Origin of the sequence: Nitrosococcus oceani ATCC 19707 (genome assembly GCF_000012805.1) — a bacterium.
Classification (GTDB): Bacteria; Pseudomonadota; Gammaproteobacteria; order Nitrosococcales; family Nitrosococcaceae; genus Nitrosococcus; species Nitrosococcus oceani.
Genome location: NC_007484.1, coordinates 1,766,690 through 1,792,575, shown reverse-complemented (window position 1 = coordinate 1,792,575; position 25,886 = coordinate 1,766,690). Strand labels below are relative to the sequence as shown.

Sequence of the window (25,886 nt, the reverse complement as noted above, 5' to 3'; positions counted from 1 at the left end):
TCTTCACTTCGCCCGTTGGTAGGTACCTACCAACTCTGCCTGCCCCAATATATGGCCGCTCATGGCCTTCTCCAGAGCTTCTTTAGTGGGTGTTCCTAGATCCGGCAACTCCACCGCCAAGGCATAAAGCTTATGAAAATAACGATGGCGTCCTATGGGAGGACAAGGGCCACCATAGCCGACGCGATCCCAATCATTTAAGCCCTCCCGAGTGCCAGTGGGCAGATCTGAGGATAGTACCCCCCGGGGCAAGCCAGCCGCTGAGGGCGGAATATTATAAAGTAGCCAGTGGACCCAGGTCATTTTCGGTGCTGCTGGGTCTGGCGCATCCGGATCATCAACGATCAAGACTAAACTTTTAGTTCCCTCGGGGAGGTTGGACCACGACAGTTCAGGAGAAATATCTTGGCCATCACAGGTATAGTCGAGGGGAATTTCTCCCTGATGATTGAAAGCGGGGGAGGTAAGAGTCAAACTCATCAATACATCTCCTCTGGAAAAAGTTAGCGCACTCGCACCTAAAAATAGTAACAAAATACCCAAAAAATATTTATATAGAGAGAGCATCACCTTAAGATAAAAATTTATTGATGGGAAATAAATTTGACCTAGGGTCCTAATTTCAGGAAAAACACAGCTATTAAATTATTAAAATAATAAATGATTTTGGTTATCCATTCCCCGTCTCTAATTGAAAACGCCCTACCCTATCAGCAGGCTCGGTACTGATAAAGTCTTGTCATAAAAATAGACAAAACCCCGCTTAGAGGTTATATAATTTAGTCCCCTTATTGGCTATTATCCGGGGTAAGCTTCAAGATTGGGGAAGAAACATGTCATCTGGCCGGTTCCCGATGCGTCGTAAGCGCCTAGGGGAATTAGACCATGTTTCATGGAGCTCATTAAAATCTCTAGTGGTCTACCCCGCTGTTTGGAATCCACTACATCATAAAGAGGTGGGATATGAGTGACGGAACCTTACCACGTAAGCAAGGCTTGTACGACCCTCATAATGAACACGACTCTTGTGGGGTTGGTTTTGTCGCCAATGTCAAGGGCCATAAAAGCCATAACCTCATCCGAAAGGGTCTGCAAATTCTGAAAAACCTAACCCACCGCGGCGCTGTGGGTGCAGACCCGCGAGCTGGAGATGGGGCGGGAATCCTGCTGCAAATGCCTGACCAGTTCCTCCAGGAAGAATGCGCCCGTCAGGGAATAAACCTACCACCCGTGGGCGAATACGGCGTTGGTATGCTTTTTCTCCCCCAAGGAGCTGAAGCCCGTGCCACTTGCGAAGAGCTAATCAGCCATTATATTGATGCCGAAGGGCAGACTTTACTGGGCTGGCGAGATGTGCCTACCGACAACACCCAGCTCGGGGAGAGCGTTAAAGCAGTAGAGCCGATCATCCGGCAGGTTTTTATCGGCCATGGCGACAATACCTCCTCAGGCGATCCTTTTGAGCGTAAGCTCTTTGTCATCCGCAAACAAATAGAAAATGCTGTCCGGGAGCTGGACCAGGCGGATCAGGCAACCTTTAGTATTCCTTCCCTGTCCTCCCGGATATTAGTGTATAAGGGGATGCTGCTGGCCAGCCAAGTGCCTTCCTATTTTACAGACTTGACAGACGAACGCATGATTACCGCTCTGTCGCTAGTCCATCAGCGCTTCTCCACGAATACCTTCCCTTCCTGGGATCTCGCTCAGCCATTCCGAATGATTGCTCATAATGGAGAAATCAATACCCTGCGGGGTAATATTAATTGGATGGCAGCCCGCCGCCACGCCATGACCTCCAAGTTGCTAGGCGATGATCTCAAAAAACTTTGGCCCCTCATTGCTGAAGGGCAATCCGATTCCGCCTGCTTTGATAACGCCCTAGAGCTTCTCGTTGCTGGCGGCTACCCTCTAGCCCATGCCATGATGCTACTCATTCCCGAGGCTTGGGCCGGCAACCCGTTAATGGAGGCGAAACAGCGCGCCTTTTACGAATATCATGCGGCCCTGATGGAGCCTTGGGATGGGCCGGCAGCCATGGCCTTTACCGATGGTCGCATGATTGGAGCCACCCTAGACCGCAATGGCCTCCGTCCGGCCCGCTATCTGATCACTAATGATGATTTGGTGGCCATGGCCTCGGAAATGGGGGTTCTGGATATCCCCCAGGAGCGGATCATCAAAAAGTGGCGGCTGCAACCCGGCAAGATGCTGCTCATCGACTTAGAAGCGGGGCGCATCATTGATGATGACGAACTAAAAAGAAAGTTAGCAGAGGCCGAACCCTATCAACAATGGCTAGACCAGACCCAAATCCGGATCGAGCACCTGCCTGCCGAAACCGGACCCATGGCCCCGGACCCAGCCACGCTTTTGGACCGCCAACAGGCTTTTGGCTATACCCAGGAGGATCTTAAATTTCTCCTCACCCCCATGGCTGTCACCGGGCAGGAAGCCGTGGGCTCCATGGGCGCGGACGAACCCCTAGCAGTACTCTCTAACCGAGCTATTCCCTTATCCAATTATTTCAAACAGCGTTTCGCCCAGGTGACCAATCCACCCATCGATCCGATCCGGGAAGAGCTGGTCATGTCCCTGGTTTCCTTAATTGGGCCACGGCCTAACTTGCTGGGGCACCACCACCAGGCAGGTGCCCATAAGCGTTTAGAGGTGAGTCAGCCGGTCCTCACGAATACCGATCTGGAACGAATTCGGCGCATCGAAGACCATACGGGGGGCGCTTTTCGTACCCATACGCTGACTATCTGCTACCCGGTGACAGAAGGGGCTGCCGGCATGGAAGCAGCTCTGGGAAAACTGTGCCGGAGCGCAGAGCAGGCCGTCCATAAAGGATACAATATTTTGATCCTGTCGGATCGGGGCGTGGATATAGACCATGTCGCCATTCCCGCCCTGCTGGCTACCTCCGCCGTACACCATCACCTGGTACAAACGGGACTGCGAACCGAGACAGGACTGGTAGTGGAAACGGGCGCTGCCCGGGAGGTCCACCACTTTGCTGTCCTGGCAGGTTATGGCGCCGAGGCAATTAATCCTTATCTGGCTTTCGAAACCCTCTCGGCTCTCCGCCAACAACTCCCCGAAGAACTCAACGAAGAGGAGATCCAAAAACGCTATATTAAAGCAGTGGGTAAAGGTCTATTAAAAATTATGTCCAAGATGGGCATCTCTACCTACCAGTCCTATTGCGGCGCGCAGATCTTCGATGGGGTAGGACTCTCCCATAATTTTGTAGAAAAATACTTTACCGGCACGGTTTCCACCATTGAAGGCGCAGGTCTTAGCGAGATTGCCGAAGAAGCCTTCCGCTGGCATCGGAACGCTTATAGCGACGTTCCCCTCTATCGCCATGGACTCGATGCCGGAGGCTACTATGCCTACCGCCTGCGTGGCGAAGACCATATGTGGACCTTCGACACTATCTCCAAGCTTCAACATGCCAGCCGGGCCAACGAGGCTAAGACTTATGAAGAATACGCCCAATTGGTCAACCAACAAAATAAACGGCTACTTACCCTGCGGGGTTTATTGGAGTTCCGGTTCGCGGCTAATCCTCTTCCCTTGGAGGATGTGGAGCCCGCAAAAGACATTGTCAAGCGCTTCGCCACCGGCGCCATGTCCTTTGGCGCCATCTCCCACGAAGCCCATACCACCCTGGCCATCGCCATGAACCGTATTGGCGGCAAATCCAATACAGGAGAAGGTGGCGAGGAAGCGGAGCGCTTCAAGCCCCTGCCCAATGGGGATTCCATGCGCTCGGCTATTAAACAAGTGGCCTCTGGCCGCTTTGGCGTCACCGCCGAATATCTGGTGAACGCGGATGATATTCAGATCAAGATGGCCCAAGGCGCTAAGCCTGGCGAAGGGGGGCAACTCCCCGGCCACAAAGTGGACGCCACCATTGCCCAGGTTCGCCATTCGACTCCCGGGGTAGGACTGATTTCCCCTCCCCCTCATCACGATATTTACTCTATCGAGGATCTGGCCCAGCTCATCTTTGATCTCAAAAATGTCAATCCCCAAGCCAGAATCAGTGTCAAACTGGTTTCTGAAGTCGGGGTAGGCACCGTGGCTGCGGGGGTTTCCAAAGCCCACGCGGATCATGTCACCATCGCCGGTCATGATGGCGGGACAGGCGCCAGCCCCCTGACTTCCATCAAGCATGCGGGTCTGCCCTGGGAAATCGGACTTGCCGAAACCCAGCAAACCCTGGTGCTCAACCGGCTTCGGGGCCGTATCGCGGTCCAAGTGGACGGAGGAATACGCACCGGACGGGATGTGGTGATTGGCGCTCTGCTAGGCGCCGATGAATTTGGCTTCGCCACCGCGCCCCTTATCGTTGCGGGCTGCATCATGATGCGCAAATGCCACTTGAATACCTGCCCAACGGGAGTAGCCACCCAAGATCCCGTATTACGGAAACTTTTTACCGGCAAGCCCGAGCATATCGTCAACTACTTTTTCTTGGTTGCCGAAGAAGTCAGGCAGATCATGGCCCAGTTGGGATTCCGCTGTTTTGATGAGATGATCGGACGCCTGGATGTCCTCGATACCCGCCAGGCCCTTGATCACTGGAAGGCCAAGGGCCTGGATTTCTCCCGAATCCTCTACCACCCTACCACCGACCCGGAAGTGCCCCTTTACAATAGGGAACGCCAGGATCATGGGCTCGATGAGGTCTTGGATCGTTGGCTTATTGCTCAAGCCCAGCCTGCCTTGGAACGCCAGGAAGCAGTCCAAATCGAGACTCCGGTAGGCAATACCGACCGTACTGTAGGGGCCATGCTCTCTGGCGAAGTAGCGCGCCGTTACGGTCATAAGGGTCTTCCGCAAGATACTATTTACATTAGAACCGAGGGTACGGCCGGACAAAGCTTTGGCGCTTTTCTTGCCCATGGTATTTCCCTGGAGCTTATTGGGGAAGCGAACGATTACGTGGGCAAAGGTCTCTCTGGCGGCCGGTTAGTGATTACGCCTCCTCCAGAATGCCCCATCGTGCCCGAGGAGAATATTATCATCGGCAATACCGTACTTTATGGTGCCATCAGCGGCGAGTGCTACTTCCGGGGCGTAGCGGGGGAGCGTTTCGCGGTCCGTAATTCTGGCGTGACTGCCGTGGTGGAAGGCGTGGGAGACCATGGTTGCGAATATATGACGGGCGGAGTCGTGGTGGTGCTCGGCAGAACCGGGCGCAATTTTGCCGCCGGCATGAGTGGCGGCATCGCCTATGTGCTGGATGAAGCAGGAAACTTTGAGCAACGTTGTAATTTGGCGATGGTGGAACTCGAGCCCATTGCCGAAGAGGATGAGGCTTTAGAACATTTGGAACACCAGGGGGGCGATCTGGAAACCCATGGCCGGGTGGATATCAGTCACCATATCAGCCGCTTCGATGGGCAGCGTCTCAGAAATCTCATTGAAAAACACCAACACTACACCCACAGCGGGCGGGCCCGCCAAATACTGGAGAACTGGAGCGCGTATTTGCCCCGGTTCGTTAAGGTCATGCCGGTGGATTACCGGCGCGCCTTGCAGGAAATGGAGCACGCCCAAGCAGCAAGACACACTATCCCTGTCATGCAACAGGAGGCACTCGACCAATATGGGTAAACCCACTGGATTTATGGAAATTCCCCGCCGCGATCGGACCGAGGCGCCGGTCGCGGATCGGGTACAACATTTCCGAGAATTTGCCATTCCCCTCAGCGAAGGGGAAGTGAGGGAGCAAGGGGCCCGCTGCATGGATTGCGGTATCCCTTTTTGCCACCCCGCCTGTCCCGTTAATAACATTATCCCCGACTGGAACGATCTGGTGTACCGGGATGATTGGCGCCGCGCCCTGGAAGTGCTCCAGTCCACCAACAATTTCCCGGAGTTCACGGGCCGCATCTGCCCTGCACCTTGCGAAGCAGCCTGTACTCTCAATCTGACCGACGAGCCAGTCACCATTAAAACCATCGAATGCGCTATTATCGACAAGGGCTGGCAAGAAGGCTGGATCAGGCCGCAAATACCCACCCATAAAACGGGAAAGCGGGTAGCCGTGGTCGGCTCGGGTCCGGCGGGACTTGCCTGCGCCCAACAATTGGCCCGGGTGGGTCACCAAGTCGAAGTCTTTGAAAAAAACGACCGGATCGGTGGCCTGCTGCGCTATGGAATCCCGGATTTTAAAATGGCCAAATCCCTTATCGACCGGCGCATGGCCCAAATGCAGGCGGAAGGCGTGGCCTTTCACCCCAATAGCCATATTGGGGTCAACACACCAGCCCGCTCACTGCTGGAAACCTTCGATGCCCTGGTCCTCACGGGCGGTTCCGAGGACCCGCGGGATCTCCCCATTCCAGGACGGGAACTCAGGGGCGTTCATTTCGCCATGGATTTCCTGACCCAGCAAAATCGCCGCGGGGCGGGGATCAGCCTCCCTAACCAAGCGCCTATCAGCGCCAAGGACAAGCATGTGATTGTCATCGGTGGCGGCGACACCGGTTCGGACTGCATAGGGACTTCTTTTCGCCAGGGGGCGCTTGCCGTCACCCAACTAGAAATCATGCCCCAGCCGCCGGAAAAGGAAAATAAACTACTCACTTGGCCCAACTGGCCCTATAAGCTTCGCACCTCCAGTTCCCAGGCAGAAGGGGCCTCCCGGGATTGGGCCGTGGCCACCAAAACCTTCCGGGGCGAAAACGGGCAAGTCACCGCCCTCCAGCTAGTGCGTCTTAAGTGGCATCAAAATCAGCAAGGGCATTGGAAAATGGAGGAGGTGCCTAACAGCGAATTCGAACTGCCTGCGGATTTAGTGCTGCTGGCTATGGGCTTTGTCCATCCGGTGCATGCAGGTCTATTGGAGGAACTCGGCGTTGCCCTCGATGGACGGGGTAACGTGGAAGCCGACACTGAACGCTACCAGACTTCAATCCCGAAGGTCTTTGCCGCCGGCGATATGCGCCGCGGTCAATCCCTCGTGGTATGGGCCATTCGCGAAGGCCGCCAGGCGGCCCAGGCCGTGGATGAATTTCTCATGGGTTACTCGGACCTGCCCCGGTGACAGCTCCCTACCGCCCCCTTGGGCGGAGATTTAGCTAAAGGCGGGATTGATACTACGTCCCGCTTTCCCCCCTACGTGCTGGCCACATAGGGAAAAACCCTGATTTTCCAGGCAGTGATTTTAGTTTAGTCTCTCCGATTAATGCCTTAATTAAAAGGAAACGACTATGCCATCAACCGCTCAACTTGCCAGGAGTCATCCCCCTCTAGCCAGAGTTAAAAGTCCCACCGTGACTTTAACTTCTCCCCCTGTGTTCGACAGTTCTATGTGCCGGGAACTTTGGGAAACCGCGCAACGAGTCCGGGGATCGGAAATAAAGGTGGTCATTGACCTACAAGCAACCGTCTCCATTCACGACTCGGGCTATCTGTTGCTGAAGATGCTGAAAGATAGCGTTGCCAAGGGGCGGGCGGAGCTTTTGCTTCTCCATTGCCCATCCCATTTGAAAAAAGCATTACGCTCACGGGGGTTTGAATCCTATTTCACCCTCTTGTAACTCAAGGAAGCAGGGCCCTCGCCAGCTGTACTGAGGGTTTGCTAGGGGCCTATGGAATAGGCCCCTGCTCGCCCCTGAAGGCGAGATGCGCTCTCGCTTTCCCGCCTACTACCTACGCGCTAAGCAGCGCCTTCCTTAATGACCCGCCTATAAGCCGATTTCTGGGCGCAATAATGCAAGGCAAAAGAATGGCTCTTCTGGCTCTCCGGCATGTCCCCCAAGAGCCGACTATACTGTTTTCAACGCGGGACCTGCGCTTTTTTGCGTCACAGAGCAGAATTTTAAACGCTCAGTCCTTTACTTTAATGGGCCCATCCAGAAGTAAGGCAAGGAATTTTATCTATGAGGCTTAAAAAGCCGGATTCTCCACCATTCTCCATTGTGGGCATCGGCGCCTCCGCCGGCGGCATCGAAGCCTTAGAGACATTCTTTGAAGCCCTGCCCGAGAAGATGGGAGTCGCCTTTGTAGTCATTATTCACCTTGACCCGGAGTACCGCAGCGAGCTAGCGTCCATCCTCGCCCGGAAGACCCCCATGCCGGTGGAGGAAGTGCAGGGCAACTGCGCGCTTGAGCCGAACCATGTCTATGTCATTTCTCCCAACCAACAACTCGAGCTTACGGACAGCCATATAGGCGCCTTCCCCTTCGAGCAACCGCAGGGACAACGAGCGCCTATTGATACGTTCTTCCGTTCACTGGCCAAGCAATACGGCGACGGCTTCGCTATTATTCTCTCCGGCAGCGGCTCGGACGGCGCTGTCGGCGTCAAGGCCATCAAGGAGCAAGGGGGCCTTATCCTGGTGCAACTCCCCACCGAGGCCCGCTTCGACGGCATGCCCCGGGCCGCCATGGCCACCGGGATAGTCGACTTCGTGCTTCCCACGCGGCAATTGGCCCAGCGTCTGCCCGAGCTGATTGAAGGTAAGCGCCATATTTACGAAAAACTCGCGGACGAGACGCAGATTCAGAACAAGGATTCTCTACTCAAGAGCATCTTTGCCCATCTGCAAAGGAAGCAAGGCTATGATTTTTCTAAGTATAAACGCCCCACCATACTGCGCCGCTTGGCCCGCCGGATGCAAATCCAGCACCAGCGGACCCTGAACGACTACCTTAATTTTCTCCGCCAAACTCCGGAAGAGTCCCAGGCCCTCTTTGAAGAATTCCTAGTCTCGGTCACCGCCTTCTTCCGGGACCCGGAAGCGTGGGAAACGCTCAGCAAGCAGATCATCCCCCGGCTATTCGAGGAAAAAGCGGCGGACACCCCGCTGCGGGCCTGGGTGCCCGGTTGCGCCACAGGCGAGGAAGCCTACACCCTGGCGATTCTGCTGCTGGAAGAAGCCGGGCGGCGGGGGGTGCCGCCCACCGATATCCAAATCTTTGCCACCGACTTGGACAAAGGGGCCCTGGCCACAGCTCGAGCAGGTTACTACCCCTCCGCCATCAAGGCCGATCTCACCGATGCACGCCTGCGCCGGTACTTCCGGGCGGAAGGCAACCACTACCGCCTCATAGGGGAAGTCCGTGACTGTGTTCTCTTTGCCGTCCACAGCCTGTTGCAGGCCCCCCCCTTCTCCCGTCTCGACCTCATCTCTTGCCGTAATCTGCTGATCTATCTCGACCAGGACTTGCAGGACCAGGCCTTTGATATCATGCACTACGGGCTGCGCCGAGGGGGCTACCTCTTTCTCGGCAACGCCGAGAGCGCCGAGGGGGAAAACTTTCGGACCATCGAGCCATCCCATTATCTCTTCCAAGCGCAGCAAACTCTGGGCCAAAGGCCGCCGATCCCCTCTCTATTTGCCGTGCCTGACCGGACTCGGACACTTATTCCATTGTCCGAGTCTCCGGTCCCTACCTCCGCCCATGTCCACCGCCAACTCCTGGAAGAATTCGCCCCCCCCAGTCTCCTGGTGAACGAGCGCCACCAGGTGCTCCATCTCTCGAATAACGTGGGGCGTTTCCTCCAGCCCGCTGGCGGATCTCCTAGCCAGGAGATCATGACGCTGGTGCGCCCGGCCCTGCAAGCCGCCCTAAGCATGGCCCTCTACCATGCCTTCGAAAAGAACAAGCCCAGCCTCTCCCCCTTCACGCCCATCCCCTTCAACGGAACACCCCGGCAGGTGGCGGTCCTAGCGCAGCCCCGACGGGCGGCGGCGGACCAGGAAAAAATCGCCCTGGTGATATTCCTGGAGGGGGATGAGGAGTCGTCTTCCGTGGAACAAGCCCTATCCGAGGAGACCGCATCGTTCCCCCTGGCGCACCATCTCCAGGAGGAGTTGCAGCAAGCACGCATGCAACTCCACGCGAGACAGAAGCAGGCCGAAACGGACAGCGAAAATCTCCGGGCGGCCAACGAAGAACTCCAAAGCCTCAACGAGGAATACCGCTCCACCGCCGAGGAGCTAGAAACCAGTAAAGAGGAACTTCAAAGTATCAATGAGGAGCTCCATACGGTCAATAACGAGCTCAAGACCAAACTTGAGGAAACCTCCCGGGCCCGCAGTGATATGGAAAACCTCCTGGCCTCCACGGGAATCGGCACCCTGTTTCTCGACCGCCAATTGAATATCCACCGCTTCACGCCGCCGGTCACCAAGCTGTTCCCCATCACTACCCACGATTACGGCCGGCCCATTACCGATTTCACTGATCGCCTTACCTACAACCAGTTCGAAGCGGACACTCGCCGCGTGCTGCATACTCTTATGCCCATCGAGCGGGAACTCAGACACCAGCAAGGACCCTGGTACCTGGTACGCATCCATCCCTATCGAAACCCGGAGGAGGATGTTATTGGCCTGATCGTCACCTTCGTGGATATTTCCCACCGCAAGGAAAACGAGGAGAGGCAACAGCACCTCACCCAGAAATTGAGCCAACAAACCAAGCGGTTGCAAGCACAAGACCGACAAAAAGACGAGTTTCTCGCCCTATTAGGGCACGAACTGCGCAATCCCTTAGCAGTCATTTTCAATACAACCGAACTACTCATCCGGGAGAGCGGGGCAACCCGCGATGCCCAGCATGGGATCGCCCTTATCGGCCGTCAGGCAAAACACCTGGGGCGCTTGGTGGATGATCTGTTAAATCTGACCCGCGTCAATAGCGGCCAAATTAAACTAAATAAAACGACCCTGGAATTGCGGGACAGCATCACGGACGCCATTGACCAGACGCGCCCGCAGATCGAGTGGGGCCGCCATCAACTGGCAGTGGATTTGCCCGCCTCCCCCCTCTACCTAGAGGCGGACTCGGAGCGACTGACCCAAATCATAGCCAATTTATTGAGCAACGCGGCCCACTACACCAAGCCAGAAGGCAACATTACGGTCACGGCGCGCCAGGTGGAGGAACAAATCCTTATCCAGGTGCGGGATACCGGGATCGGATTCGCCCCAGAGCAGTTGCCGCAACTGTTCCAACCCTTCGACCGCTTGCCATCCGCTGTCGCTCATCACCGCTCGGGCCTGGGCCTGGGCCTGAACCTGGCCCGCAGGCTGGCGGAACTCCACCAGGGCAGCTTGGAGGGATTCAGTGCCGGCCCTGGTCAGGGCAGTGAATTCACGTTGCGTTTACCGGCCCTGCCGGGGGAACAAACCGGCCCGCCGACCCCACAGGAGGTCCTCCCGGAGGCTGAAACCACAACCCCGCCCCGCCGCATCCTGCTGGTTGAGGACGACGAAGCGGTGGCCGATTCCCTGGCGATGTTGCTGCGGCTCCAAGGCCATGAGGTGCAGACTATCTGCCGGGGCAACCAGACCTTTAACGCGGTGCTCAAGTTCTACCCGGAGGTGGTGCTTCTGGATATTGGTCTACCAGATATGGATGGCTATCAGGTCGCCCAGCGGCTGCGCCAGGAACCGGGCCTGGAAACTCTTCCTCTGGTGGCCCTGACCGGCTACGGCCAGGATAATGACGTGCAACGGGCCAAGGCGGCCGGCTTTAATCGTCATCTCCTCAAACCAGTCACCATAGAAACCTTACAAGAAGTCTTGCGGGAACTTTGATCCGTAGGGCGGGAAAGAGAAGCGCATCCCGCCATGAAGGAAGATGGATTTCGCCATGACTGATTTCAATGTTATTCCTACAAAACTTCATCCGCCTGGAGAATTCGCAGTTCTCAGCGATCCTCGACGAAGGCATGACACTTGGCCCTCGCGCTCGATGCACCACTTCATTTCGCATTCTCGCTAGGGGCTCCTCGTATATCCCTGTACTCCTTCAAGGTTAATTATTTTAATTTTAGGAATAGCCCCATGATCATCGTCCTCAATTTTTTATTCTTTTTAGCGATTTTTGCGGGAGTTGGTTTGTTGTCGGCACGCAAGTCCCAAGGCACCCGCCATGATTACTATATGGCCAACAATTCGGTAAAACCTTGGCTAGTGGGTTTATCGGCGGTCGCCACTAACAACAGCGGCTACATGTTTATCGGGGTTATCGGTTACACCTATCTGACCGGTTTGGCGTCGCTATGGCTGGTGATCGGCTGGATTCTGGGGGACTTTATCGCCTCCCAATTGGTGCATCGGCATCTGCGGGAAGCCACGGTTCGCACCGGCGAGGTCACCTATGGGGGCGTGCTGAGTCAGTGGTATGGCGCCGAATTGGCGGGACTGCGGCGAATAGCAGGCCTTCTCACGGTCATTTTTCTGGGTATCTACGCGGCAGCTCAGCTAAATGCTGGCAGTAAGGCCCTGCATGTATTATTCGACTGGCCTTTCTACGCGGGCGCAGTGATCGGCGCGGTGCTAGTAGTGGGTTATTGCTTTGCCGGCGGCATCCGTGCTTCCATCTGGACGGATGCCGCCCAATCCTTTGTCATGTTCGGCGCCATGCTGACCTTGCTTTACGCGGCCGTCATGGCTTTGGGGGGCCCGCAAGGCGCCTGGGGAGAAATGGGTAAAATCAAAGGCTTTCTGGACTGGTCCCCCGCAGATACGCTGATTCCAGGGATGGCGGGGCTTGCCTTTTTTGCTCTGGGCTGGTTTTTTGGTGGTTTTTCCGTGGTGGGCCAGCCCCACATCATGATCCGTTTTATGGCCCTGGATAATCCTAGCCATATGGCCCGGGCGCGGCTCTATTATTATCTCTGGTATACCCTATTCTACCTGTTGGCCACAGGCGTGGGCATGCTCTCCCGGGTGTATTTACCAGAAGCACAGAACTTTGACCCGGAACTGGCCCTGCCCACCATGGCCCTGCAACTATTACCTGATATGCTGGTAGGATTGATCCTGGCCGGTATTTTTGCAGCCACCATGTCCACGGCGGATTCCTTGATATTATCTTGTTCAGCGGCCCTTACCCATGATTTACTGCCCCACCAATTTGAGAATATGGGCAAGATAAAGCTGGCCACGGTCGTGGTAACGGCCCTAGCCTTAGCCATTGCTTTGAGCAGCAACGAAAGCGTGTTTACGTTGGTGATTTTGTCTCTCTCCTTCCTGGCATCAGCTTTTGTGCCTTTATTATTGATTTACACTCTCGGCGGCCAGCCCACGGACCGGCAGGCCTTAATCATTTTAGGAGCGGGCCTCGGCGTGGCCATAGTCTGGCGCTGGCTGGGCTTCCATCACGCCCTCTACGAAGGGATGCCCGGCATTCTGGCGGGCCTACTGGCTTTTGGCATGCTGCGACTGTTCGGAAAAGTCGCTAGAAGCTTGGTAAGATCATAGAGACTGAAAGCAACTATTTATGTAGGAAAATGGAAGAGTGCCTGATCGCCTATTGCCGGGCTGGTTTTGAAGGGGAATGCGCGGCTGAACTGCAGGAGCGGGTGATTCAACAGGGCTTAGCGGGCCATGCCCGAGCTAAACCCGGCAGCGGCTATATTGCATTTACCCTCTATGAAGCGGATATAGCGGAGCGATTCGCCCAACAGATAGGATCCCTTGATTTGATTTTCCCTCGCCAGCTTTTCATTTCCCCTGGCCTGTTGAAGGATTTACCCGTGACCGATCGGATCACCCCCCTTATGGCTGCCCTGGAAAGCCAGGCTAACCGGTTCTCCGAACTCTGGGTAGAAACCGCCGATACCAATGAAGCCAAAGCATTATTAACTTTTTGCCGCAAATTTTCCAAGCCTTTGCGCAAAACCCTGGAGCAACGGGGAAAATTGAATGGCAAAAATCTGTCCGCCCCCCGGGCACATATTTTTTTCCTAAGCTCGGTTGCCGCCTATCCTGGCATTTCCTTCCCTCACCATTCATCGCCTTGGTTCATGGGCATTCCCCGCTTGAAGCATCCAGCCAACGCCCCAAGCCGCGCCACCCTGAAATTAGAGGAAGCCTGGCAGGTCTTTTTAACACCGGACCAGCGGCGAAAATGGCTCCAGCCCGGCATGAAGGCGGTGGACTTGGGAGCGGCCCCAGGAGGCTGGACCTGGCAGATGGTGCGCCGGGGAATCCGCGTCACGGCAGTGGACAATGGAGCAATCGCGCCTTCATTATTGGAATCCGGCCTCGTGGACCACCGGCAAACGGATGCGTTCCATTACACACCCCGACATTTTGCAGACTGGATGGTCTGCGATATAGTAGAAAAACCGCGCCGGGTAGCCCAACTTGCGGCTAAATGGCTTGCTAACAAGTGGTGCCGGCAATGTATCTTTAACCTGAAACTATATCTAAATTTATAAATATTGAGACATTTGTGTTATATTCATTCATACTGTTGTGATGAGATGTTCAATTGATTTGCGCAAACGAGTAATCGATTTTGTAAGGGGCGGTGGAAGCAAGGCGGAAGCGGCCCGGAGATTTCAGGTAGGCCGCGCGAGCATTTATCGCTGGTTGTCGCAGGATGATGCGCTGTGTTACGAGCGTCCCGGCCCTCGCCGTTCACACAAGCTGGACTGGGAGGCTTTACGGGTCCATGTGGAAGACAAGGCTGCTCTCACCTATAAAGAACGCGCCCGGCATTTTGGCGTTTCGTATTACTGTATTTGGCATGCGATGCACAAAATGGGGTTAACCCGTAAAAAAAATGACGGGGTACACGCAGCGCTGTAATATGAAAAGAAAGAGCTTTCTTCGCCTTCGTGAACGCTATCGCCGCCGCGGCAAAAGATTTGTCTATCTTGATGAAAGCGGTTTTGAGCCGGAGGTTTCCCGTCGTTACGCTTACGCTCCAAAGGGGCGGCGTGTTTATGGTCTGATCTCCGGTCATCGCAGACCGCGAACCTCTTTATTGGCCGCCCGTATGGATGAAGGCTTTGAAGCGCCGTTTCTATTTGAGGGAACCTGTAACACGGCTGTGTTCAATGCATGGCTGGAAAAAGAGCTTTGCCCCTTGCTCAACAGCAACCACATTGTCATCATGGATAATGCTCCGTTCCACAAAGCCGTTTCTTCACGTGAAATCATCAAAAAAACAGGGGCGGGAATTTTATTCCTCCCCCCTTATTCCCCTGACTTTAACCCCATAGAAAAAGACTTCGGAAATATCAAAAAAATCAGAGAATACAACGAACATGAAACCCTTGAGAATATCGTTGCAGCGTATCAGTAATTATAGATTTAGCTATACCTATGAAAAAGCGTTATCAAGAAGTGCAGCAATGTGCGCTTTTGATAACCGAGAAACTAGAGACGGCGGGAATTTCCTGTGAGCTTACCTTCAAGCAGCTCTACCATGATCGGGAGGAAGTCACCGGTTATCTACGTTTAAGCTAGCTGTTTTAGCTTTAGTTGGTGACTCTCTCCATAGTAGCAAGATAAAATGCCTGCCCCAATTTGCACACAATCTCTCATCCTCGAAATAAAATAAGGTGATGCTGGTGAACAAACAGTCCCGCAAAGCGCAATATAACGCTAACAAACTCCAGAAAAGACTGCGCCGTCTGGTGGGCCAGGCCATTGAGACTTTCAATATGATCGAAGATGGAGATCGGCTCATGGTCTGCCTATCCGGGGGAAAGGATAGCTATGCTCTGCTAGATATACTACTCAGCCTGCAAAAACATGCCCCCGTCAAGTTTGATCTGATAGCCGTTAATCTTGACCAAAAACAACCGGGATTTCCCGAGCATGTGCTTCCCCACTACCTGGAATCGCTAGGAGTGTCTTACCGGATTGTAGAGCAGGATACCTATAGCGTCGTTAAGCGGGTCATTCCAGAGGGTAAAACAACCTGTTCTCTCTGCTCCCGCCTGCGGCGGGGTATCTTATATGGAACGGCCGAGGAGTTGGGGGCCACTAAAATTGCCTTGGGCCATCACCGGGATGATATCCTCGAAACTTTTTTTCTGAATATGTTCCATGGGGGAACCCTTAAGGGGATGCCACCAAAATTGCTTAGCGATAATGGCAGACATATCGTGATCCGCCCTCTGGCCTATTGCCGGGAAAAAGATCTGGAAACCTACGCTCACCTGAAAGCTTTTCCTATTATCCCTTGCAATCTCTGCGGCTCCCAAGCCAACCTCCAACGCCAAGCCATCAAAGCAATGATGAAAGCCTGGGACAAACAATTTCCTGGTCGCTTGGAGACGATGTTCCGGGCTTTACAAAATGTCAAACCTTCCCATCTGGCCGACTCTACCCTCTATAATTTCCAAGGGCTGCAAAAGCAGGAGTCACCTTTTCCAGAGGGCGATAAAGCTTTTGATGAGGAAGTTTTTTTGGAATCCCAAGAGAAATCTCCGCCGTTCCATGGAAGCAAAATACGGGTACTGCAATTTAAGTAGGGCCTGGCTATCCTTCTAAAGAAATTATCCCCTGCTCCTATTTCTTAATTCCAGTAACCGAGCTCAATGCTAATTGCTGTAACCGGGCGCGCCACGATAAATTTAACCCTATTCCATTGAGGCGGCTTAAAAACCGCCTTCACATTATTTGAAAAGCCATAGGCTTCTTTAGGTATGCCGAGCCAATTACGATCCGCTTTGCCATTTCCATTGCGATCATGAAAAGTCGCAACTGCATACGCTCCATCAGGAATGCCCTCTACTCTCCACTCGGCTTCCCGGCCTTTCACTTCTATGGTGGCATGGGCAAAGGATTCCTCTAGCCATCGCTCTGGAGCATTATAGAGGGCTATTTGCACCTGTCCTTCCACTGGTTCAATTCCCGTAACTTTTATCACAATCGTATTTCCTTCGCCCGATCCTGCAATTACCGGGTAAAAGCATAAAATAATACCCGTGGCAAAAAAAATAATTCTGAAAGGCTTAAAAAACATAGGGAATAAAATTAAAATCAGGGAAGGGATAATTACGGGGATCGATCCGAAAGGGGGGACCATAATCCGAGCCACTCTGCCTTTAAATGAGTGAGGGAGCTGCTCTGATATTTTTATAGGGTAATATACTACCAGAACACGCCGCTATTGAATAATTCTTGGCTCTCAATTAGCAAAACGATCTCCCTTCTCCTCACATGCTTGAGAAAAGAAAAACCCTCGTCCATTTTCTGCCGGGGAGAATCATATCTGTCATAAACCGTCAGCTTAAATGGACGGCTTGCCCGTCTTCTAGTGCGGCGGGGTGTCTTCTTCCGGAAACACTCATCATTCTAACGCAACTTACGGGAGGAGGCGAATTCCCCTGCCGTCTAAAGTCGGCAGTCCTCTTCCCGTGAATGAGTTTATGGATACACCCTGCTTTAATCATCTTTTTTAAATTAGGATCTGCTAATCTTAAGTCACTTTTCATCGGTATTGGAGTTTCGCCATGACTAGCTGCGGTTCGGTCCATCCTCACCTGGCTAGCCTGACTAATTCGCGTTTCCTCGCGGTCCTCGGACGGTGGCTAGGCCACGGCCCTTGGGGGTTTTACCGCTCCACGCGCTTTCGAGGTTCCGGCGCTCCCCGCCGTACCGAAAAACAACACATTTTTGGCCGCGTTGATGTCCCTATCGTGGCTAGCGCCACAGCCACAAGTCCATGCGCGCACTTTCAGCGCCATGGACTCTTGCACCGTGCCACAGGCCGAGCAGGTTTTACTCGTCGGCGCCCATCTATCCACGATCAACACATCACGGCCAGTCCACGCCGCTTTATATTCAATTTGCCGCCGCAGTTCATACAGGCCGCAATCGGCGATGGCTTTGCTCAAGCGGCGATTTCTCAACATTCCTTTGATATGCAAATCCTCCAGGCAAATCACTTGGTTCTCGTTGATGAGCTTGGAGGAGATTTGGTGCAGAAAATCCCGGCGGCTATCCTTGATCCGAGCATGTATACGGGCCACGCGCTGGCGTTGTTGATAGCGCCTGCCCGATCCCTTTTGCCGCTTGCTCAGACGGCGCTGCGCCCTTTTCAATTGCCGAGCATAGCGGTCAGTGTATTTAGGCGCGCCGGACTTCCAACCCTCGGAGGTGATGGCGATATCCTTCACGCCCACATCCACGCCAAGGGCATTCCTTCTGGCAGGCAAGGGAACGATAGTCACCTCACAGGCCATGCTGACAAAATAGTGCCCAGCGGGGTCTTTACTCACCGTCACCATTTTGGGAATACCCTCGATATCACGGGACCACTTGAGTTTCAACGCTTCGAGCTTAGGCAGTCTCAGCCGTTGGCTTTCGGCGTTGAAATTCCTGGCCACATGGCGTTGATCGAGTTGATAGCGTACCGATTGGGTGTGGTGGCGGCGCTTAAAGCGGGGATATTTCGCCCGGCCCGCAAAGAAGTTTTTAAAGGCCGTGTCCTGGTCCCGCAGCTTTTGGGTATGGCAACCGGCGGTCGCTTCGCTCAGCCAGGGATACTCGGCCTTTTTCAGCGCCGTCAGTTGGCGGCTAAGCCCGATATTATTCAGCCGCTCGCCGCGCTCTTGATACGCCTTCGTTCGGGTTTCCAAGGCCCAATTCCACACAAAGCGGGCATGGCCAAACTCAAGGGCCAATTGCCGCTTCTGCGTAGGTGTTGGGTAGAACCTGAATTTGTAAGCGCGTTGCGTTATCATGTATACATGATACAACGAGGTATACATGACAGCAATGCGCAAGCAAGTACTCAGTTTACGAATCAACGCCGAGCTTCGAGCAACCCTTGTGGAGCTAGCGAAAAAGCAAAACAGACCGCTATCGAATTTAGTAGAAACGTTGCTTTTGGAAGCCGTGAAACGCGAATTCATGGCGAAACGCAAAGCCACTTAGCCCTCGCGCTCGATGCGCCGCTGCGCTTCGCAATTCGGCTAGGGGGTCGTCATACATCCCTGTATTCCTTCAACGCGAAGCAGCACATCGCCCCATCCCTTGGCGGGGATTTCCCGGGGGCGCGTGGCTGAATCGGCTACATCTATAGTCATTCTAAATAATTTTGTGACATTAGAAGTTTTTCGATATTTTTACCGGAGAATTGCCTTCGTTTTTTGAGAAGGGCAAAGGAGTGCTCAATGGGATTAAAATCAGGGGAGTATTTGGGTAGCGGAAGCAAGAGGTGGCCTGCTTTCTCAAGGATATTCCGTATGTCTGATTTTTTGTGGAACCGCGCATTATCCATCACGATCACACTGGGATTTTTCAGCTCTTTAAGCAAAAAATCCTTAATCCATGTATTGACCAAAGCCGTGTTGCACGAGCCGTTAAAAACAACAGGCGCGAGCCATTCATCCCGGCGCTGCGCCATAATCAGATTAACATCTTTTCGGTTATTGCCCGATACATCGCCCTATACTTTTTGCCCGCGCGGCGCCCAGCCATGCGGACAATAGGCGTATTTCTCAAACCCGCTCTCATCAAAGTAAACGATGTTTTCTTTGCCGTGGCTTTTAAAGAAGCCGCGCAAGCGGGCAAGATACGCAGCCCTTTGCCTATTACATCTCTGGGAATATCTACGCGCTTTTTTTTACGATGTTCATGGAACGAAGTGCGTACCAAATGGCGCTTGTGTGGACTCCAAAATGAACGGCTCGTTCACAAAGCTTTGCATCAGGGTGATCTTGCACGTGGCGTTTCAATGCAGACTTGTCCAGCTTGCGTTGACGCGAACCATGAACTTTCGGGCGAAGGTCTTCGCTCGTGCGCCAGCGGTAAATCGTATTGCGGGATATTTTAAACAAGCGTTGCGCCTCTCTCTGGCTTCCGCCTTCTTCGATGAAGGACACAACACGATGACGAAGGTCTAAGGAATAAGTCATCCCAAAACTATAACATGATCGATTCTTAATTCAAATGACTATAGTTCCCCACGATCAATCACAGGGGATTTCCCGGGGGCGCGTGGCTGAACCGCCCCGGTGGGCATGTTGCTCAGCATATGCGGTGCTCGCTCCAACCACCCTACTTTCTCCTGAGAGGCTAAGATGAAAATGTCCTATTAAAACATTGCGGAATAAAAATCGATCCGCCGCCCATCTGTAAATTTTAAGAGCGGCGGACCTTATTGAAACAGACTGTTAAGACTGAGAATGCGGCGAGGAACCCAGATCCTGCCGTTTAACCTCCTTTTTAGCAGCGCCCCGAGCTGCTTCAGCTACCCGCTCCGCTTTGTGCTTTACTTTCTCCAACTCCTCCTTACCTGCTTCGGGGGTCAGATTTTGCCGCTTAGCCTCTTCCCGGGCCGCCGCCTGGGCTGTTTCAGCCACCTGTTCGACTTTATGAAGCTGCTCCCTACCTGTAGCTTCAGCACGTGCCAGCAGTTCATCCCGTTCTCGGCCCATCCACTCATCTTCTTTCCGAGTCGGGGGCAAACCAGCGCCTAAGGCCGCTCCTAGGGCAATCCCGATACTACCCAACACCAATGGATGCTCCTGGAGCAGGTAGGTAAACCCGCGCTTGGCCCGTTGAGCTTGGTAACGGGCTGCCTCGGTAACGTCTCCCATTTTTTCCCTAGCCTCATCGGCAGCATGCTTTGTTTGCTCCCGAGTCCGCTGAGCGGTCTCTGAAATTTTCTCTTTCGCCGCGTGGGCCATACCTCCAGCCCGCTCTCGCGCCTCATGGGCGGTTTGGCGTGCCTGATCCCTATAACTACCGGCCGATTGCGAGGTAGCGGTAGCCGTTGCCGGCTCCCCGGAAGGGGTTACAATGGGTCTTCTCGCCGGCCTATCAGTGGAATGGCGGTAGATTCGACTGTAGCGATGGTCCGATCTCTCGGAACCGCCCATCATTAGCCATCCCAGACCAATACCCAGCAAAGCCACAGGTATAGGGTTGTCCTTAATATTCCGGCCTAGGTTAGTGGCAAACTCATTGGTTTCCTCCCCCGCCCCACGAAAATAACTTAGGGTTTGATCCATTAACTGGCCAGGAGAAAATCTCCGCTCAAGCGCATGCAACGTGTTATTCATGTCAGCGCGCGTTTGCTCTATCTCCGCCTCAATTTCAGCGGGAGATTTATCTTCATAAGATTTTTCCTGATAGGGATACTCAGTATGTTTCATCGTATCTGCTCCTGTTTCCACGAACTTCTTCTTTCACCATATTTTTATCCTTCCGCAGGGATCGGGTCGTCCGACGAGGCACTAAATGTTTAGCCTTAAGATCGCTTTGCCCCTTTTTAAGTAAACCATAGCCAATAAGCAGGACTACTACCCCCACAATCAGGGAAGCTATCCACAGCGGAGAGATGTTGCCTTCACCTAGAATATCGGCAAGGCCGTAAACCAGGGCTTGCAGAAGCACCAGAAAGCCGCCAAACGCAACCGCGCCACCCGCCACCACAGCGCCTATCCCTGAACCGACCTGGGATACCTTTTCAGATGCCTCGGCCTTGGCGAGCTCCAGCTCTTGCCGAACTAACGTGGTCACTTCCTGAGTTAACTCTGAGAGAAGCGAGATAATAGAGCGGTTTTCCGGCGGGGTATGGGGATCATAGGCTGACATCAGAGCTCTCCTTTAGGTTGAGTGTTGGCGGGAGTGGTTTCTGTAGTGGACGTGGACGCACCGCCCATAGGTCTAGCACCAGCAGAAGATGCAGGCATAGCGGTGCTGTAAGGTGGTGGTGTTGCCGGGGGAACTGTGGTGGAGCCAGTACTGGATGAAGCAAAAGAGCTCTCCGTGGCCCCCGAATTGCTTGTAGATAGGCCACCGCTAGAAGGCTGAGCGTAATCATACTCGCTATGAAGCTCCGAGCTTTTAAAAAAGCGGGCTAACAGGAAACCGGCTACCACTGCACCCCCTAGGAAGACTCCCGGCTGGCGGCGAGCAAAATTTTCCGTTTGCCTAGCCAAAACGCTAAGATCACGCTCCCGCAGTGTATTAGAGAATCTCTTAAGACTATTAGCTGCCTGCTCAGCATAGGGCGTGATCAGGGGGGGGTGCTCTTGCTGATACATTTCTTGGGCCGTTTTACTCAGAGCTTCCGCTACGCTTCCGATTTCATCCGCTGTGGCCCTTTTACGATCAGCCAATAGATCCCGGCCCTGCTCCTTGGCTTTATCTGCAAGACGGTGTGCTTCTTGCCGTGCTTGGTCCTTAATCCCCGTCTCGGGGGAATGGCCGCTTGAGTTTGAGTAAGTTTTATCCATCGTGGATCTCCTTCATTACTTCTTAAAATTTGAAATATAGAACAAAGCCATCAATCCTAATTTGTTCGTTATTTAGAATTAAATATAGTTAAGATATTTTAAAAATCTAGCACTACTCATACCGAAATATTTATTTCGCAGAAATACTTAAAACTCAACTCATTTATATTTACAAAACGAAAAAAGAAGGGGATGCAAAAAGAGGGGAAATTTTGTAATTTTTACAATTACGCAGAGTTGGGCTGCAACGCTGCCCATCAAACATCATTAGATATTAATTTAAAGTATAATTTCTATATCCTGTTTTTCATAAATCATGAGGATATTTAATTGCTGAAATAATTATATAAATTCTACCCGCTAATATTGTGAGAAAGATTCAGAGGTCACTTCATGATCTTGAGGACGATAATTATGCACATTTCTAAGCGCCGATTCAGAAGCTGGAAGCGTTTCATTTATTACGGCATTGAAGCTTCCATCAGGTTCTAGGATCACCGCTTCCACATCCTTAACTGAGGAATGCCCCCGCTGACGAAGGGCTAGCAGTATATCCGCTTCCGTTACCCGTTCACTGCGCATCGTCTCCTGCAGAAACTGTCCTTGATACAACAACAAAGCCGGTTGCGGCTTAACTAAATGTTCTATTTTTTTGGATTTGATACACATGGATGAAATTAGATATTGCGCGCCTATCAGCACCACCAAGGCTGTCATTCCTTCCATGAAAGGGGTGCTTTTTGATAAAGCAATATTAGCTAGCACAGAGCCAATGGCAATGGTAACCACAAAATCAAAGGCGGTCATTTTAGCAAGCGTTCTTTTACCAGAAAGGCGAAGCAAAAAAATCAAAGCCCCATAGGCAACCAACGTGGCCATTAAAACCCGCCCTATTCCAGACCAGTCATCAAAAAACATAATAAATTCTCCCGCCTCAATTTGAGTAAATTTTACAACTTAGTAAGTTTTATAAATCATCCTCATTAACAAACACCAATATCCATTGCTGGTAATAGCAGTAGCATATTTTATGAAGGCATTGTATAGAGTTAACTATAGCACCTGCCTTTTAAATTAATACCCATTTTTTCACTTTGACTCGCCAAGCGACAGCTAATACTTACGATGAATTAGTTTCCCTCGGGTGGCTTAAGGACTGTCACCGAAACGAGAGGCGTGACATTGAAACCGGCCTTCAGAAGGTGTTGCTGTATCTGATGGGCAAGGTACCGTTTAAGTTTGGCTTCATTAGCGTCCGAAAGGATAATTGTTTTGATGGGTTGGACATAGACAAGGGCAAGGAGTGAGTTTTGCCCAGGAATATTAGTCCGGGTAAAACGAGCATTCGCCTCCACCATCAAACTTGTTGCTGCGCTCAACCGGAAGATCCAAGTGAGAAACGCCGCGACCCCGGCAGTCACTATCAGCCCGAGGATATAACGGCCAAGGCTGCGCCGAATTAGATGGAAGTGGCCAGTCGCTGGCCAATGCTGCATTCATGGCAGGCCCAGCGAAAGGGGCAATCAGCATCGCCGCAACCAGAAAAATGAGATACTTCGAGATAGTTAAAACATCGAACACCAACCACTCAAAACCTAGAGCATCGCCTCGCTTCTCCTACCACGCCGAGCGCGGCTTGGCGGGCGATTTCAATTTCCCACTGGATATTAATGACGAGTGGTCCTAATAGTCCCCTGGAGCAGGGCATCCTCTTTAAATTCGAGACTTACCAGAAAAGAGCACCTGCAACGTGGCAGATTTCTCTTGACATCCTCCCCGCCCTAAAGGACGGGGATTCCTCCTGCGAGACGGCGATGCCCCGCCGCGAGAATGTTCATGGCTGCATTCACGTCTCTATCGTGATGCGCTCCACACTCAGAGCATGACCATTCTCTTATTCCAAGTCCCGCCCTACCTCTCGGACTGCTGCCGCTGATACAACCACAGCACGAACAGGCTTGGGTAGTGTACGCTTCGTTGACTTCTATGAACTCCGATTGCGTCCTTTTGGACTTGTACTCAATCATCGTTTTCAGCATGAACCAGCCTGCATCCAAAACAGATTTGGCCATTTTGGTTTTAGCAAGGCCGGAACTGCTGAGATTACCCACAACGATAAATGCGTTTTCACGAACCACTTGGGTTGTGAATTTATGAATAGAATCTAAACGCCTATTTTTGATCTTGGCATGGATAGCCTTTACCCGTTTTTTCTTGTTAGCGCGTTGCGCTTTTCCAAGTTGCGCTTCTCCATTCCGGTAGAAACGGTGCGCTTCCAGTTTGAAACCGTTACTACAAGTGGCGGTATCCTTTAAACCCAGGTCCATACCTACTGCTTTGGTCGCCGTCGTTTTCTCCACAGGGACGCTAACGGCAATATTGAAATACCAGCGTCCCCTAGCATCTTGAGAGAAAGAACCGGAGCGGAACTCGTACTTGGATAGTCCGTAGCTATCCCAGACCTTAAAATAGTGCCCAGCAAAATAAAGGCAGCCATTTTTCCATTTAGCCGCGCCCTTTTTGAAAGGCACCCATCCTAGAGAACGACGCGGACCACCAGAAACACGCCAGCGCAGCTTATCTTTTTTGAACTGTCTACGGGCTTTGGCGTGGGCCTCAGTCACTTCCTGCACCGTTTGGGCCGTAATATTAAGTCCGCGCTCTTTTCGGTATCTTTTCTGAAAGGGGTGCAGATCGTAGGCGGAGAAGTTACTACGCAGATAGCCAAACCCAGGCATAGGCACACTGGAGTACTCCGCCGTTATTTCGTTGGCGTTATTCCAGACCTGATTGACCTCAAAAGCCATGCGGTTTAAGGCGTTGGCTTTATTGTCTTTGACGCGGACTTTGAGTGTTTTGACTACCGTGCTCATAGGTGCTAATATTACGTAATATTTTACGTAAATCAAGCGCACGATGATGGCAAACCAAATTAGATATGAAATGGTGCTCCCAAAATGGCTCAAAGAATCGGCGCAACGAGAAGCTGAAAAGAAGGGCATTTCGCTTGCCGAGTACATCAAGGATTTAATTAAGCGCGACATTGAGCAACAGAACCGCCCTACATCCCCTCCCTGAAGGAAGGGCTCTTGGGCGGGGATTGATAAACGTGGACCTGAGAGGCTTCTTGGCCTATATTTGATAGGGATCAACAATTATGTCGATATATAACAGGGGGGACTATCTATGACTTATACCGTGACTTTATTAATGGCGGAATTCGTTACGCATGATGTCAAGCGCTTTATCGTGAGCCGGCCACCCGGCTTTGACTACCAACCTGGCCAAGGTGTTGAGTTGGCTATTAATCAACCCGAGTGGAAAGACCAGGGGCGGCCCTTTACCCCCACCTCCCTCGGGGAAGATAAAGTGCTGGAATTCACTATCAAGAGATATTCCGACCACCACGGTGTAACCGAAAAACTGCATACTTTGCTGCCAGGCGAAGAACTACTCATGTCAGATCCCTTCGGCACCATTACCTATCAGGGAACGGGAGTTTTTATCGCCGGCGGAGCCGGAATCACTCCCTTTATGGCTATCATTCGCCAGCTCTCCCACCAAGATAAACTCGCCAATCACACCTTGATCTTTTCCAACAAAACGCCAGCAGATATTATTTGCGAAAAGGAATTCCGTCATTACTTTAATGAAAAATGTATTTTGACCTGTACCGAAACCAGCGCTCCAGGCTACGACGATCAATTGATTACCGGAGAATTTTTGCAACAAAATATCGCTGACTTTAATCAGCAGTTTTACACGTGCGGCCCGCCCCAGTTTACAAAAGATATCAATAATGCTTTGGTTGAACTTGGCGCTAACCCTAATGCGTTGGTGTTTGAAAAATAAATACCAGGCGACCCATAATAAGTTATGGCGCTAGTAGCTAAAGAATTACTAGCGCCCTACT

At 52.5% G+C, this 25,886-nt stretch carries 22 protein-coding genes and 1 pseudogene; 12 read left to right on the top strand and 11 right to left on the bottom strand.

All coding sequences use genetic code 11. From position 1 onward, the window contains the following. Positions 1–3 precede the first annotated feature (3 nt). Complete coding sequence (locus NOC_RS08655; RefSeq protein ID WP_011330709.1) at positions 4–480, bottom strand: YbhB/YbcL family Raf kinase inhibitor-like protein; 477 nt, start codon at positions 478–480, stop codon at positions 4–6. Between the two features lie 483 nt (positions 481–963). On the opposite strand from NOC_RS08655, the gene gltB reads away from it, so the two are divergent. The 10 genes from gltB (at position 964) to ttcA (ending at position 16,252) form a co-directional block, all read left to right on the top strand. After that, entirely contained in the window at positions 964–5,628 is a 4,665-nt protein-coding gene (gene gltB / locus NOC_RS08650; protein WP_011330708.1) for a glutamate synthase large subunit, read from the top strand. Next, positions 5,621–7,063 carry a glutamate synthase subunit beta gene (locus NOC_RS08645; RefSeq protein WP_002809500.1) on the top strand — a complete coding sequence of 481 codons (1,443 nt, stop codon included), beginning with the start codon at positions 5,621–5,623 and terminating at the stop codon, positions 7,061–7,063. Before gltB ends, NOC_RS08645 begins: the two co-directional genes overlap by 8 nt. Positions 7,064–7,229: 166 nt before the next feature. After that, the gene (locus tag NOC_RS08640) at positions 7,230–7,559 is read left to right on the top strand and encodes a hypothetical protein (RefSeq protein ID WP_011330707.1); all 330 of its coding nucleotides are present in this window, start codon (positions 7,230–7,232) and stop codon (positions 7,557–7,559) included. Between the two features lie 342 nt (positions 7,560–7,901). After that, positions 7,902–11,570: a chemotaxis protein CheB gene (locus NOC_RS08635; RefSeq protein ID WP_002809763.1), complete on the top strand. Its 3,669-nt coding sequence runs from the start codon at positions 7,902–7,904 to the stop codon at positions 11,568–11,570. A 249-nt stretch (positions 11,571–11,819) separates the two neighbouring features. Then, positions 11,820–13,241 carry a sodium/proline symporter gene (locus NOC_RS08630; RefSeq protein WP_002809884.1) on the top strand — a complete coding sequence of 474 codons (1,422 nt, stop codon included), beginning with the start codon at positions 11,820–11,822 and terminating at the stop codon, positions 13,239–13,241. Positions 13,242–13,270: 29 nt separating this feature from the next. Next, positions 13,271–14,203 (top strand): 23S rRNA (cytidine(2498)-2'-O)-methyltransferase RlmM, encoded by a 933-nt coding sequence (rlmM, locus tag NOC_RS08625; RefSeq protein WP_002808849.1) that lies wholly within the window; start codon positions 13,271–13,273, stop codon positions 14,201–14,203. 40 nt (positions 14,204–14,243) lie between these two features. Next, positions 14,244–14,576 (top strand): IS630 transposase-related protein, encoded by a 333-nt coding sequence (locus NOC_RS08620; RefSeq protein WP_011330421.1) that lies wholly within the window; start codon positions 14,244–14,246, stop codon positions 14,574–14,576. 1 nt (position 14,577) lies between these two features. Then, positions 14,578–15,075: an IS630 family transposase gene (locus NOC_RS08615; protein WP_011330422.1), complete on the top strand. Its 498-nt coding sequence runs from the start codon at positions 14,578–14,580 to the stop codon at positions 15,073–15,075. Positions 15,076–15,095: 20 nt separating this feature from the next. Further along, on the top strand, positions 15,096–15,239 hold the full coding sequence (locus tag NOC_RS17430) for a hypothetical protein (protein WP_002810274.1): 144 nt from the start codon (positions 15,096–15,098) through the stop codon (positions 15,237–15,239). A gap of 98 nt (positions 15,240–15,337) precedes the next feature. Then, positions 15,338–16,252 carry a tRNA 2-thiocytidine(32) synthetase TtcA gene (gene ttcA / locus NOC_RS08610; RefSeq protein WP_002811142.1) on the top strand — a complete coding sequence of 305 codons (915 nt, stop codon included), beginning with the start codon at positions 15,338–15,340 and terminating at the stop codon, positions 16,250–16,252. A 44-nt stretch (positions 16,253–16,296) separates the two neighbouring features. On the opposite strand, the gene NOC_RS08605 is transcribed toward ttcA, so the two are convergent. Next, the gene (locus NOC_RS08605; protein ID WP_244859937.1) at positions 16,297–16,650 is read right to left on the bottom strand and encodes a DUF2141 domain-containing protein; all 354 of its coding nucleotides are present in this window, start codon (positions 16,648–16,650) and stop codon (positions 16,297–16,299) included. Between the two features lie 664 nt (positions 16,651–17,314). After that, positions 17,315–18,469 carry an RNA-guided endonuclease InsQ/TnpB family protein gene (locus tag NOC_RS08600; RefSeq protein ID WP_036497533.1) on the bottom strand — a complete coding sequence of 385 codons (1,155 nt, stop codon included), beginning with the start codon at positions 18,467–18,469 and terminating at the stop codon, positions 17,315–17,317. Between the two features lie 25 nt (positions 18,470–18,494). Between NOC_RS08600 and NOC_RS08595 the strand changes: the two genes are divergently transcribed. Further along, positions 18,495–18,662: a CopG family transcriptional regulator gene (locus NOC_RS08595; RefSeq protein WP_306420271.1), complete on the top strand. Its 168-nt coding sequence runs from the start codon at positions 18,495–18,497 to the stop codon at positions 18,660–18,662. A gap of 148 nt (positions 18,663–18,810) precedes the next feature. Here the strand turns inward: NOC_RS08595 and NOC_RS08590 are convergent. The 8 genes and pseudogenes from NOC_RS08590 to NOC_RS08550 form a co-directional block, all read right to left on the bottom strand. After that, positions 18,811–19,152: pseudogene (locus tag NOC_RS08590) on the bottom strand (transposase); the annotation flags it as partial. A gap of 187 nt (positions 19,153–19,339) precedes the next feature. Then, the gene (locus NOC_RS16870) at positions 19,340–19,645 is read right to left on the bottom strand and encodes an IS630 transposase-related protein (protein WP_081430965.1); all 306 of its coding nucleotides are present in this window, start codon (positions 19,643–19,645) and stop codon (positions 19,340–19,342) included. Between the two features lie 258 nt (positions 19,646–19,903). Then, on the bottom strand, positions 19,904–20,887 hold the full coding sequence (locus NOC_RS08580) for a DUF3618 domain-containing protein (protein WP_002809720.1): 984 nt from the start codon (positions 20,885–20,887) through the stop codon (positions 19,904–19,906). Then, positions 20,874–21,329, bottom strand: coding sequence for a phage holin family protein (locus NOC_RS08575; RefSeq protein ID WP_002809508.1), 456 nt, complete (start codon positions 21,327–21,329; stop codon positions 20,874–20,876). Before NOC_RS08575 ends, NOC_RS08580 begins: the two co-directional genes overlap by 14 nt. Further along, entirely contained in the window at positions 21,329–21,973 is a 645-nt protein-coding gene (locus NOC_RS08570) for a hypothetical protein (RefSeq protein ID WP_002808571.1), read from the bottom strand. The genes NOC_RS08575 and NOC_RS08570 overlap by 1 nt, the downstream gene beginning before the upstream one ends. 360 nt (positions 21,974–22,333) lie before the next feature. Then, a complete protein-coding gene (locus NOC_RS08565; RefSeq protein WP_002809942.1) occupies positions 22,334–22,891 on the bottom strand; it encodes a DUF421 domain-containing protein in 558 nt (185 codons plus the stop codon). 212 nt (positions 22,892–23,103) lie between these two features. After that, positions 23,104–23,469 carry a hypothetical protein gene (locus NOC_RS08560; RefSeq protein ID WP_011330704.1) on the bottom strand — a complete coding sequence of 122 codons (366 nt, stop codon included), beginning with the start codon at positions 23,467–23,469 and terminating at the stop codon, positions 23,104–23,106. A 285-nt stretch (positions 23,470–23,754) separates the two neighbouring features. Then, a complete protein-coding gene (locus tag NOC_RS08550; protein WP_011330703.1) occupies positions 23,755–24,846 on the bottom strand; it encodes an RNA-guided endonuclease InsQ/TnpB family protein in 1,092 nt (363 codons plus the stop codon). A gap of 313 nt (positions 24,847–25,159) precedes the next feature. Here NOC_RS08550 and NOC_RS08545 point away from each other — a divergent pair, with 313 nt between their 5' ends. After that, positions 25,160–25,825 carry an FAD-binding oxidoreductase gene (locus NOC_RS08545; protein WP_002809922.1) on the top strand — a complete coding sequence of 222 codons (666 nt, stop codon included), beginning with the start codon at positions 25,160–25,162 and terminating at the stop codon, positions 25,823–25,825. The last annotated feature ends 61 nt before the right edge of the window (positions 25,826–25,886 follow it).